Here is an 11,919-nt window from a genome sequence, read left to right as displayed (position 1 = left end):
GACGAGGCACACGACATGATCAACATCCTCGTAGCTTCCGACGACACCGCGCGGCTCACGCAGATCGCGCGACTCGTCACCGACTGCGGACGCTATCGCGCGACGCGCGCGACCGGCCGCCCTTCGCAGATCGAGCATCGCACCGACGGGCTCGACGCGTTCGACATCCTGCTGATCGACGGCACGTCGTCCGACCCGTCCGAGCTGTCGGCGATCGAGCGAATCTGCCGCGCTCACGCGGGCCTGACCTGCATCCTCGTGACTGCGGACACATCGCCGCACGTGCTGCTGGACGCGATGCGCGCGGGTGCGCGCGACGTGCTGCAGTGGCCGCTCGATCGGCAGGCGCTCGGCAACGCGCTCGAGCGTGCCGCCGCGCAAAGCACGCGGAGCGACACCGACGATACGCGGATCGTGTCGTTCATGTCGTGCAAGGGAGGCGCCGGCACGAGTTTTGTCGCCAGCAACGTCGCGTTCGAGATCGCGGAAGGCTTCAAGCGCCGCGTGCTGCTGATCGACCTGAACCAGCAGTTCGCCGACGCGGCGTTCCTCGTCAGCGACGAAACCCCGCCGTCGACGCTGCCGCAGCTCTGCGCGCAGATCGAGCGGCTCGACAGCGCGTTTCTCGACGCGAGCGTCGCGCATGTGACCGAGAACTTCCACGTGCTCGCGGGCGCCGGCGACCCGGTCAAGGCCGCCGAGATGCGCGAGGATGCGCTCGAATGGATCCTCGGCGTCGCCGCGCCGCGCTACGACTTCGTGATCTTCGACGTCGGCGTCGGCATCAATCCGCTGTCGATGGTCGCGCTCGATCGCAGCGACCAGATCCAGATCGTGCTGCAGCCCGCGATGCCGCACGTGCGCGCGGGGCGCCGGCTGCTCGAGATCCTCGTGTCGCTCGGCTACTCGACCGACCAGATGCGTCTGATCGTGAACCGCGCGACGCGCGCGAGCGACCGGACCCGCACCGCGCTCGAGGAAGTGCTCGGCCTGCAGGCCGCCTGCATGATTCCCGACGACGCCGACACCGTGCTCGAAGCGATCAACCAGGGGCATCCGGTATCGCGGCTCGGGCGCGGCACCGCGGTCGCGCGGGCATTGCAGGGTTGCGCGAAACATCTCGTCGACGGAGAAGTGCGCGTCGGACGCAGCGCGACGCGCAGCGAACCGCTGATGTCCCGGCTGTTCGGCCGCAAGGCCACGCCGAAGCTCAAGTCCATGTAAATCTTTCGGGGAACCATCATGTCATTGCGCGAACAGATGTCCTTGCACCGGGCCCAGCCGCTGGCGGCGGGCAGCGAACCGGCCGGCCCGGCGCATTCGTCGGTACGCGACGCATACCAGAAGCTGCGCCGCGAAATTCACCAGGCCGTGCTCGAACGCGTCGAGCTGGAGCACCTGTCGCGGATGCCGCAGGAGCAGGTCCGCCAGGAAATCTCCGCGCTGATCTCGCGCATCCTCGACGACGAGCGAACGCCCGCGAACGACATCGAGCGGCGGCAGCTCGCGATCGACGTGTACGACGAGATGTTCGGCTTCGGCCCGCTCGAAGCGCTGCTGCGCGACCCCGGCATTCAGGCCGCTTCGGGTTGCGACGCGCAAAGCGCCGGGTCGAGGTCGAGCGCGGCCAGCGTCTGCGCGTCGATGTCGATCCAGCATGCCACCACCATGCGCCCGTCGATCGACACCGGTGCGCCGGCCCGGTGGGCATGCACGCCGATCCGGCGGAACAGCCGCTCGATGCTGCAGAACGTGACCCCGATCAACTGGCGCGCGCCGCGCCGTGCCGCGCACTCCACGGCGGCGGCGAGCATCGGCCGCACCGACCAGGCCAGGCTGCCGGCATCGGCCCCTTCCTCGGGGGTCGCCGCGAAGCGCGACAGCTCCCAGACGTGGGCGGAGCGCGGCGCCGGATGCTCGTCGGCCAGCAGGTGCGGGAACACTTCCTGCAACAGGTAGGGGCGGGTGGTCGGCAGCAGCCGCGCGCAACCGCATATCTCCCCATTCGCATCGCGTCCCAATACGTAGACGGTATCGTCGCGATCGTACTGATCGCGCTCGAATTTTTCGTCTTCGGACGGCAGCTGCCAGCCGAGCTGCTCGACGAACACGCGATAACGGTACGAACCCAGCTCGGCGGCGATATGGGCGGGAAGGCGGCCTGCCTCGTGAACGAAAGTTTGCATCTCCGACATCCTCGTGAACACGTGCCGGCAGGTCTATGTCGAACGCTGCGGCCAGCTCGAACTGACCGACGTGACGTTCTACGACGACGCGCACCTGATGAAGGTGATCGAGAAGATCGTGTCGCGCGTCGGGCGACGCATCGACGAATCGAGCCCGATGGTCGATGCGCGGCTGCCGGACGGTTCGCGCGTGAACGCGATCATCCCGCCGTCGGCGATCGACGGGCCGCTGATGTCGATCCGGCGCTTCGCGGTCAGCCCGCTGAAGATTGACGACCTGGTGCGCTACCAGAGCCTGACGCCGCCGATGGCCGAGCTGCTCGATGCGCTGTCGCGCGCGAAGGTGAACGTGCTCGTGTCAGGCGGCACGGGCAGCGGCAAGACGACGCTGCTCAACATCCTGTCCGGCTTCATCCCGCGCAACGAGCGGATCGTGACGATCGAGGATGCCGCCGAGCTGCAGCTCCAGCAGCCGCACGTGCTGAGGCTCGAAACGCGCCCGCCGAACATCGAGGGCAAGGGCGAGATCACGCAGCGCACGCTGGTGCGCAACGCGCTGCGGATGCGGCCGGACCGGATCATCCTCGGCGAAGTGCGCGGCGCCGAAGCGCTCGACATGCTCAACGCGATGAACACCGGCCACGAAGGCTCGCTCGCGACGATCCACGCGAACACGCCGCGCGATGCGCTGACGCGGCTCGAGAACATGATCAGCGTCTCCGGCCTGTCGCTGCCGCCGAAGACGATGCGCCAGCAGATCGCGTCGGCAATCTCCGTGGTCGTGCAGGCGGCGCGGCTGACGGACGGCAAGCGCAAGATCGTCAGCATCCAGGAGCTGACCGGGATGGAAGGCGACATCATCAACATGCAGGAGATCTTCACGTTCAAGCGCACGGGCGTGGATCGCGACGGCACGGTACGCGGCCACTTCTGCGCGACCGGCGTACGGCCGAAGTTCGTCGAGCGGCTGCAGGCATTCGGCATCAACCTGCCGGATTCGCTGTACGACCCGTCCCAGCGTTACGAGACGAACTGACGACATGGCGCCGTTTGCTGCCGGGGAGGCTTCATGAACACGATCTTTTACGGTTTTGTGATTCTCACCTTCGTCGCGGTCGTGCTCGCGATCGAAGGCGCCTATCAATGGTGGAACGCGCGGCACGGCGCCGCCGCGCGCCGGATCGAATCGCGCATTCGCGCGATGTCGGCCGGCGGCAACGTGCAGCAGGAGCGGCTGTCGATCCTGAAGAAGCGGATGCTCGACGATTCGAAGCCGTTCGACCGGCTGCTGTTGAGCTTGCCGCGCGTGCACTCGCTCGATCTCGTGATCCAGCAATCGGGCCTCGACTGGACGCTGCCGAAGCTGATCGTGCTCAGCGTGGTGTTCGCGGCGTTCACGTGGCTCGCGCTGAGCCTCGCCACGTTGCCGCAACTGGCCGCGCTGCCGGGCGCGCTGTTTGCCGCGTGCCTGCCGACGATGTACGTGATGCGCCGCCGTGCGCGCCGGATGCTCAAGCTCGAGCGGCAGCTGCCGGACATCTGCGACATGATCGCGCGCGCGCTGCGCTCCGGTCATTCGTTCACGGGCACGCTCGGGATGGTCGGCGAAGAGTTTCCCGATCCGATGGGCGGCGAGTTCCGGATCACGTTCGACGAAGTCAACTACGGCGTGTCGCTGCACGACGCGCTGATGAACCTCGCGACGCGCGTGCCGGTGCAGGACCTGCGCTACTTCGTGATCGCGGTGCTGATCCAGCGCGAGACGGGCGGCAACCTGGCCGAGCTGCTCGACAGCATCGCCGCGCTGATCCGCGAGCGCTTCAAGCTGTTCGACAAGGTGCGCGTGCTGTCGGCGGAAGGGCGGCTGTCGGCGTGGATTCTCGGGCTGCTGCCGTTCGGTACCGCCGCGGCGATGGCGCTGCTGAACCGCGAGTTCCTGTCGGTGCTCTGGGAGGATCCGGCAGGGATCAGGATGGTCGGCGGGATGCTGGTGTCGATGCTCTTCGGCCTGTTCTGGATCCGCCGCATTGTCCGCATTCGCGTCTGACGCGCGAGTCGAATAACGAACCGTTGCGAGGCTGTCATGCAAAATCTGAACGTGGTCCAGGCCGTGATGCTGGGCGGCTTGTTCATCTTCGTGGTCGGCGGCGTGCTCGTCGCGATGCTGCTGTTCGCGCCGCGCAGTATCCAGCGCCGGCTCCAGCAGGCCGGTGGCGCCGATACGGGTGCGGGTGCCGCCGCGGGCCTGGGCGACGACCTGGCGTCGCGCTGGGTCGCGAAGCTGGTCGAGCTGTCCGCCCCGATCTCGAAGCTGTCGGTGCCGAAGGAGGGCTGGGAGAATTCGCCGCTGCGCATCCGGCTCATGAATGCCGGGTGGCGCAACCAGAGCGCGGCCGCACTCTATTTCACCGCGAAGACGTTGCTCGCGCTCGCGTTGCCGTGCGCGGCGCTGCTGGGGCTGATCACGACCAAGCTCGGCGACGAGCGCGCGCTGTTGTCGGTCATCCTCGTGGCGCTCGCCGGGATCGGCTACTACATCCCGAACGTCGTGCTGTCGCAGCGGGTCAAGGTGCGCCAGCGGACGATCTTCGAGGATTTTCCGGACGCGCTCGACCTGCTGACGGTGTGCGTCGAAGCGGGGCTCGGGCTCGACGCGGCGCTGATGCGGGTGAGCGAGGAACTGCGGTTTCGCAGCGACGTGGTCGCGAGCGAACTCGACCTGCTGCTGCTCGAGATGCGCTCCGGCTTCACGAAGGAGACGGCGCTGCGCAATTTCGCGCTGCGCACCGGCGTCGAGGACATCGAGTCGTTCTGCGCGATGCTGATCCAGGCCGATCGCTTCGGCACGAGCATCAGCGAATCGCTGCGCGTGCTGTCGGACATGCTGCGCACGCGGCGGCGGATGCGCGCGGAAGAGCGTGCGGCGAAGATCGCGCTGAAGCTGCTGTTCCCGCTGATCTTCTGCATCTTTCCCGCGCTGATGCTGGTGCTGCTCGGGCCGGCGATGATTCACGTCTATCGCGTGCTGCTGCCGACGTTCGTCAGCATCGCGCCGTGAGCGGCGGACACGCGCGGCTTCGAGCGCAGTGCCAAAGGTTTTGCGTGCCGGCCCCGACACACGCGCCGGCCGGCACGGCAACAGGCTTCATGGAGGCTCCCTCCCCAGGCGGCGCCGCGAGACAGGTCGACCATAGCGGCGTCAACGCATCCTGGACCCATGGTCGGCCATGGAGCAAGCCGTAGTCCACCGCCCTCATCGGCTGCCCCCTACTGCTAACCCTGAAGGCCCCGTTGCCGGCCTCCCGGCCGGTGCGCGGGCCGAACGAATCGCGCCGCTCGCGCAAGCCGGTTTGCGTGCCCGCCGCGCCACCGCATCACTGGAAGTGATGCACATAACGCAGCACCATCCGCGTCCCCTGCGGCCGGTTTCGCGCTTGGAACTCGAAGTACGTATTGAACAGCAGGTGATCGTGCGGCGAGAAGCTGACCATGGCGCCCGGGCCGATTGCCAGCACGGCCTCGCGCGTACCGGGCACGTCCTGCCCGTTTTCCTTCATGTCGGTGGTCTGGCGCAGCCAGTAGCCGTTGAGTCCCAGCCGCAGGCCCGGGCGCACTTCATACTCGGTCGCGAAGTTCGCATGGATCGCCTGGCCGGCCCGGGTCGACGTCACGTCGGGGCCGAGCGACGCGGCCGGCTGATGGTTGGTCGCGTTCCACAGATAGTGCAGGCGCCATGACACGGTCCATTTCGGCGTCAGCCACAGCGTCGCCGCCCAGTACGGGTCGAACGACCAGAAATGGCTGCCCGGGTTGATCGCGCGCGACGGATCATACGCGCCGGTCGGCGCGATGAACTGGAATTCCACGCGCTGCGCGAAGCGCGGGCCCTGCGCGCCCATCACCGGGTCGAACTGGATGAACGGGCCGATCAGCAGATCGCCGAACCCGGCCCGCGAATTCAGCGCGACGTTGCCGATGCCGTCGTCGGTACGCGCCGATGCAATCCACGGCAGGATCACGTCGAGGCCCGGATGCATGCCGGCGAACGTCAGCGGCGATTGATAGACGAGCTGGCTCAGGCCCGCGAACAGGTCGATGTCCTGCTTCGGCAGGCCGACCTTGTTGCCGGCATTGTCGTTGATGCGGCCGGCCGTGTAGTACTGCAGGTACTGCGTGCCGTACCAGCCGGAGCCAGCCGGCGGCATCCCGTCGAGAAAACTGGTCATGCCGAGGTTGACCGGCGGCAGGTCGGCCGCGTTGGCCGACGCGTGGCCGGCCAGGCCGGCGATCGCGAGGCCTGCGGCGACGAGCAAGCGAGAGCCGAGTTTCATGTTCACCACCTCCTGGATATTCATTTGTATAACTAATCAAACGGCGTGTGAAAGATCGGGGTGATCGGCAATCGCACGATACTGGCCGGCATGGAACACGAGCGGTGCCTTGCCGAACGCGTCGAACTGCTCGATCTGGCCGATGAAGAGCAGGTGATCGCCGCCTTCGTAATGGCCGACGTTGCGGCACACGAAGCGCGCGCTCGCACCGTCGAGGCAGGGCACGCCGCCGCTGTCCGAATCCACGTGAAGCACGCCGTCGAACTTGTCGGCACTGGGCGTCGCGAAGCGGCGCGACAGGTCGATCTGGTCGTGCGCGAGGATGTTGATCGCGAAGTGGGTGGCCGCGACGAAATCGGGCCGGCTCGGCGCGACCTTGCGAAGGCTCCACAGCACGAGCGGCGGATCCAGCGACAGCGACGAGAACGAATTGGCGGTGAGGCCCACCTTGCGTCCGTCGGCCGCGCACGTGGTGATCACGGTGACGCCGGTCGGGAACTGCCCGAACGCGGCACGCAATTGCATCGGGTCGACGCTTGAGCTGCAGTTAACGGTCGTTTCCATGTCGGTTACTCCGAACGGGTACTGTGTTCGCGGATCAGCGCCGCGCACGCCGACGGCTCGAACCACCACGGGGAGAACCGGCGCGGATCGTCGAAGCCGTCGACGATCGCCGCGGCGAGCGACGGCAACTGGCCGGCCGCGCCGAGCAGTTCGAGAATGTGCGGCGGCGGCGGCGTGAGCAGCGAGTTGGTCCAGCGCACGACATGCTGCGCGTAGGCCCAGTAGCCTTCGAACGTCTGCTGCATCCAGTCCTCGCCGAACGGCGCGGCATCGCGCGCGACGATCGCGTCGAAATAGGCGTTCGCGCATTTCGCGGCGTTGTTCGATCCTTGGCCTGTGATCGGATCGTTGACCACCACCGCATCGGCCATCCCGAACACCGTGCGGCCCGACGGCAGCCGGAAGAACGGCTTGCGCACCGTCGGCGCAAAGCGCCCGGACAGCGTGCCGTTCGGATCGGTCAGCTCGACGTCGCGGCAGCGCTCGAATTCCCACGGCACATACTGCTGCAGGAACGACAGGCTTCGATCGAGGTGCTGCTCGGGTGTCTTCACGTCGGCCCAGCAGTCGAGCGGGCCGCCCGGAATGCCTTCGAACACCATGATTTCGCACGGGCCCGTCGTGGTCAGCGCGGGGAACACGAAGTACTCGCCGATGCCGGGCAGCAGGTTGAAGCGCACCCGCGAATACGGCTGGCTCGGCGCCATCCCTTTCACGTAGGTGAGGGCGAGCGCGCGTTGCGGGCGGTCGAACGCGCTGCGCGCGTCGTCGCGGCCGAGCAGGTTGACGATTTCGCCCTTGCCGGCGGCGAGCAGCACGAGATCGTGGCTGCGCGCCAGTTCCTCGAGTTCGGGCACGCCGACGTCGCAGATACGCACGTCCGCGCCGCGGCGCCGAACGCCGTCGAGCCAGTCGGCCATCTTCAGGCGCTGGTCGACGGACTGTGCATAGCGGGTCAGCCGCGACGACCAGTCAATCGCCTTGCGGCCGTTGCCGTCCGGGTGCGGCACCGCGATGCCGATGCCTTCGACGGACGGGCACGCTTCCTCCCAGGTGTTCAGGCCGAGATCGCGCTCGATCTGCAGCGCGGTATGGAACATGCACTGGCTCGACATGACCTTGCCGGCGCGGATCTGCTCCGCGTCGCGATTGGTCGCGAGCGTGACGTGGTAGCCCTGGTCGAGCAGGGCGAAGGCGAGTTGCAGGCCGGACTGGCCGGCGCCGACGATAGCGATGCGTCTCATGAGAATGTCCTTGGATGGCCGGATGCCGGCCGGAATGGATGCGGGGAGCGGCGGCGGGCGGTCATTCCGCCAGGCGCGGAATGGCCGGCACCGCCTGTTCGGGGCCCATCGCGGAATAACCGCCGTCCACCGCGTAGTCGGCGCCCGTCACGAAGCTCGCCGCATCGCTGCACAGGAACGTCACGACCTGCGCGACCTCCGACGGATCGCCGACCCGGCCGAGCAGGTGAAACGGCGCGGCGACGCGATCGGTCTTCGCGCGGTCGCCGCGCGTCATCTCGTCCATCACGCGCGACCATGTCCATCCCGGCGACACCGAGTTGACGCGAATCCGGTCGGGCGCGAGATCCATCGCCATGCTGCGCGTGAGCTGGCGGATCGCCGCCTTGGAGGTCGGATACAGCCAGCGGCCGGTTTGCGCGCACTGGGCCGAGATCGAGCTGAAGTTCACGATCGCGCCGCCGCCGCGCCGGACCATGTGCGGATGAACGGCCTTCGCCAGCATCGCCGCCGACACGACGTTCACGTCCATCGCGGCGAGCCAGTCGTTGCGGGTCGCCTGGATGCCGTTGTCGACATAGCTGCACGCGAGGTTGACGAGCATGTCGATCGCGCCGAACCGTTCGGCGATGGCCGACACCGCGCGCTCGATCGCACGGTCGTCGGTGATGTCGATCGCGACGAACATCGCGCGTTCGCCGAGCGAATCGGCGACGCGCGAGCCGTTCTCGGTATCGAGATCGAGTATCGCGACGCACGCGCCGGCACGGGTCAGGTCCTGCGCGACCGCGGCGCCGATCAGCGTGGCGCCGCCGGTGACGATCGCGACTTTGCCAGCAAGGGTAGTCATGGGGTATCTCCCGGAATCGAAGGGTGACGGAAGGGGCGCGTCAACGCGCGTCCGGCGACGGTTCGCTGTCCTGCCAGCGGCGCATCAGGCCGTTAGACGGCACGGTTTCGTCGAGCAGCTTGCGCGCCGTTTCGACGCCCGCGACCGGCAGGCCGGCCGGATCGAGCAGGCCGACCTGCACGAGCACGCTCCCCTGATCCCAGTAGATGTGTTCGTGATAGAGCTTGTCGCCGCGAAACTTCACGATCGCGACGAGCGGGATCTCGACGCGTCTGCCGGTCGGCGCGACGCCCGGCAGCATCCAGTCGATCTCGGTGGTGTGCGTGAAGCAGAACAGCAGTTCGTCGACGATCTGGCTCGCGCCGATCGTGCGCGAGATCGGCGTGATCGTGGTGTCGGGCGGATTCGCATGCACGAAGTGATGCGTGTAGAAACGCTTGAGCTCGTCGTAGCCGACGCCGCCCGTCAGCGTCGGAATATGGTTGACGTACGGCTCGGCCACCATCGTGGCCATCGTCGCGTCGACGTTGCGCGTGTCGAACTCGTGCAGGAGATGCGCTTCCCACAGCGCGGAGAGGTCGTAGCGCGGCCCGAGCGCGGCGCGGAACGCGGCGATCGAGCGCTGATGCGCCATGATCGCCGCGGCCTTGTCGAAATGGTCGCCGCCGATGCGGGCGAACGCGTGATCGACGCCCGGATAGACATACACCTCGACACCTTCGCGCCCCGACAGCGCTTCGGCGATGCGCTGCTGCGCGTCGGGCGGGCAGAAGCGGTCCTGCGCCGCGATCTGCAGCACGAGCCGCCCGCGCAGGTGCGCGGCCTCGTCCAGCGCGTGCTCGATGCCGACGCCGTAGTAGCTGACCGCGGCGGCCACGCCCGGCAGCCGGCATGCGGCGAGATACGCGAGCTTGCCGCCTAGGCAGTAGCCGAGCACGCCGGCTTCGCCCGTGCATTCCGGCCGTTGCGTGAGCACGCGCAGCGCGGCGCCGACGTCCTCGACGCCCTTGTTCTCGTCGTACTCGCGATAAAGCGCCATCGCGCGCTCGAAATCGGCAGGGGAATCTCCGAGCTCGATCCCCGGCGACTGGCGCCAGAACAGGTCGGGCACGAGCACCGCGTAGCCTTCCTCCGCGTAGTAGTCGGCCGTTTCCCGCATCGTCGCGTTCGCGCCGAAGATCTCGTGACACAGCACGATGCCTGGCCCGCTGCCGCCGGCCGGCGTGCTCAGGTATGCGCGAAACGTCCCGCCTTCCGGCGACGGAATCTCGATGTAACGTCCTTTCATGTGTCCCTCCATGCTGTTCGTTTCAGTGACGGGCCCAGTATTGGCGGACGAAACGCGCGCTTCTATCCGCTTTCTTCGGCCGGTATCCGTGAACTCCGGAAACCTGACGATCCGGCCGCCGCGCCAGGGCGGGCGCGCGGCCGACTGCGGGTATGTGCGGATACGGAAGCCCCGCACAGTTTTCTACGATGCGCGAACGGTCCGATTCTTGCGTCGTTTGCGCGGGACTTGCGGGTTCGGATGGCCGGACTGTCCGGATACTCCGGGCGCTATCCGGATCGTGCAGCGGGATTCCCCAATACCGGGAACACATGCACGGCGCGAGTGCGATCGAGCATGACGGGAGAACTTCGATGGCGCAAATTTGCGAAACCGGCTGGCTTGCCGACGCCGCCTGTTTCAATCACGACAACCTGCTGCTGCAGTCGGACGATGTCGACGAGGTGCGCGCACGCGTCGCCGATGTGTTCAAGCCGCACCGCCTCACGCCTATCGGCCAGTCGCGCGCGTTGCACAGCTGCATGCACCATGCGCGCTGGGGCAACCTGTCGTTGAACTTGCTCGATTACGGCGGCGGCGTCAGCATCGAGCCGGGGCCGCTCGAACACTTCTTCCTGTTGCAGATCCCGCTGCGCGGCGACGCCGAGATCGAGTGCGGCTCGACGCGCTTCGTGTCGTCGCCGGGCACTGCGTCGCTGATCTCGCCGACGCTGCCGCTCAAGATGCGGTGGGGCGATGCATGCCCGCAAGTCATCCTGCGCATCGAGCGCGAGGTGATGGAGCGCCACGCGCAGCGGCATTTCGGCGACGATCGGCGCGCGCCGGTCGAATTCGAACCTGAATTCAGCCTGTCGTCGCAGCAGGGGACGTGTCTGGCCCAGATGCTGCCGATCCTCGCCGGTGCGATCGCGACGGATACGCATCCGCTGCGTCACCCGCTCGCGTTCGAGCAGCTCGAATCGACGTTGCTCAACCTGCTGCTGCACGGCCACCCGAACAGCGCGCGCAACGGCACGCGGCACGTGCCGATGGCGCTCGCGCCGTTCTACGTGCGGCGCGTCGAGGAATACATCCGTGCGCATCTCGACGAGCCGCTGACGATCGAACGGCTCGCCGAGCTCGCCGGTGTCAGCCCGAGCACGTTGTTCGCCGGTTTCCGCAATCGCCACGGGATCACGCCGATGGGCTTCGTGCGGCAGTTGCGGCTGCAGCATGTGCGCGAGGCGCTGCTGGCCGACGACACGCCGGGGCTCGCGTCGGTCACCGACATCGCGCTGAAATGGGGATTCGCGCACCTCGGGCGCTTCGCGATCGAGTACAAGCGGGCGTTCGGCGAGTCGCCGTCGGCAACGCTCAGGTTGCGGCGCGTGCGGAATTGAACCCGTAGTGAACCGCCGGCGCGCACGCGCCGTGCGGCTCCCCGGACGTTACCGGGTCGCCCTGACGACAAGTTGCC

Annotated in this window: 10 protein-coding genes and 2 pseudogenes; 6 read left to right on the top strand and 6 right to left on the bottom strand. The window is 67.5% G+C overall.

Annotated features, from left to right (window positions below):
- The first annotated feature begins 15 nt into the window (after nt 1-15).
- Together ACNQQL_RS06735 and ACNQQL_RS06730 are read left to right on the top strand one after the other, a co-directional pair.
- Nucleotides 16-1,224 carry an AAA family ATPase gene (locus ACNQQL_RS06735; RefSeq protein ID WP_347063638.1) on the top strand — a complete coding sequence of 403 codons (1,209 nt, stop codon included), beginning with the start codon at nt 16-18 and terminating at the stop codon, nt 1,222-1,224.
- An 18-nt stretch (nt 1,225-1,242) separates the two neighbouring features.
- Nucleotides 1,243-1,575, top strand: a pseudogene (locus tag ACNQQL_RS06730) (CpaF family protein); the annotation flags it as partial.
- Here the strand turns inward: ACNQQL_RS06730 and ACNQQL_RS06725 are convergent.
- Nucleotides 1,575-2,186 (bottom strand): acyl-homoserine-lactone synthase, encoded by a 612-nt coding sequence (locus tag ACNQQL_RS06725; RefSeq protein WP_015877501.1) that lies wholly within the window; start codon nt 2,184-2,186, stop codon nt 1,575-1,577. The pseudogene ACNQQL_RS06730 and the gene ACNQQL_RS06725 overlap by 1 nt on opposite strands.
- On the opposite strand from ACNQQL_RS06725, the pseudogene ACNQQL_RS06720 reads away from it, so the two are divergent.
- The 3 genes and pseudogenes from ACNQQL_RS06720 to ACNQQL_RS06710 all read left to right on the top strand — a co-directional run.
- Nucleotides 2,185-3,222: pseudogene (locus tag ACNQQL_RS06720) on the top strand (CpaF family protein); the annotation flags it as partial. The gene ACNQQL_RS06725 and the pseudogene ACNQQL_RS06720 sit on opposite strands and share 2 nt — an antisense overlap.
- Nucleotides 3,223-3,255: 33 nt before the next feature.
- Nucleotides 3,256-4,233: a type II secretion system F family protein gene (locus tag ACNQQL_RS06715; protein WP_347063637.1), complete on the top strand. Its 978-nt coding sequence runs from the start codon at nt 3,256-3,258 to the stop codon at nt 4,231-4,233.
- A 36-nt stretch (nt 4,234-4,269) separates the two neighbouring features.
- Nucleotides 4,270-5,244 carry a type II secretion system F family protein gene (locus ACNQQL_RS06710; RefSeq protein WP_347063636.1) on the top strand — a complete coding sequence of 325 codons (975 nt, stop codon included), beginning with the start codon at nt 4,270-4,272 and terminating at the stop codon, nt 5,242-5,244.
- 316 nt (nt 5,245-5,560) lie between these two features.
- Here the strand turns inward: ACNQQL_RS06710 and ACNQQL_RS06705 are convergent, their stop codons facing one another.
- From ACNQQL_RS06705 to ACNQQL_RS06685, 5 genes are all read right to left on the bottom strand, one after another.
- Complete coding sequence (locus ACNQQL_RS06705; protein ID WP_174417058.1) at nt 5,561-6,517, bottom strand: SphA family protein; 957 nt, start codon at nt 6,515-6,517, stop codon at nt 5,561-5,563.
- Between the two features lie 36 nt (nt 6,518-6,553).
- Nucleotides 6,554-7,081 (bottom strand): flavin reductase family protein, encoded by a 528-nt coding sequence (locus ACNQQL_RS06700; RefSeq protein ID WP_347063635.1) that lies wholly within the window; start codon nt 7,079-7,081, stop codon nt 6,554-6,556.
- A 5-nt stretch (nt 7,082-7,086) separates the two neighbouring features.
- Nucleotides 7,087-8,325, bottom strand: coding sequence for a styrene monooxygenase/indole monooxygenase family protein (locus tag ACNQQL_RS06695; RefSeq protein WP_347063634.1), 1,239 nt, complete (start codon nt 8,323-8,325; stop codon nt 7,087-7,089).
- Nucleotides 8,326-8,386: 61 nt separating this feature from the next.
- Nucleotides 8,387-9,175, bottom strand: coding sequence for an SDR family oxidoreductase (locus ACNQQL_RS06690; RefSeq protein WP_204421111.1), 789 nt, complete (start codon nt 9,173-9,175; stop codon nt 8,387-8,389).
- Nucleotides 9,176-9,215: 40 nt separating this feature from the next.
- Nucleotides 9,216-10,463 (bottom strand): dienelactone hydrolase family protein, encoded by a 1,248-nt coding sequence (locus ACNQQL_RS06685; protein WP_347063633.1) that lies wholly within the window; start codon nt 10,461-10,463, stop codon nt 9,216-9,218.
- 353 nt (nt 10,464-10,816) lie between these two features.
- Here ACNQQL_RS06685 and ACNQQL_RS06680 point away from each other — a divergent pair, with 353 nt between their 5' ends.
- The gene (locus ACNQQL_RS06680) at nt 10,817-11,842 is read left to right on the top strand and encodes an AraC family transcriptional regulator (protein ID WP_072439627.1); all 1,026 of its coding nucleotides are present in this window, start codon (nt 10,817-10,819) and stop codon (nt 11,840-11,842) included.
- Nucleotides 11,843-11,919: the final 77 nt, after the last annotated feature.

The sequence above is a fragment of the Burkholderia sp. LFS061 genome (assembly GCF_047978125.1).
GTDB lineage: Bacteria > Pseudomonadota > Gammaproteobacteria > Burkholderiales > Burkholderiaceae > Burkholderia > Burkholderia pyrrocinia_C.
Note: the sequence above shows the minus strand (reverse complement) of the source record. Positions and strands in the feature narration are given on the sequence as shown.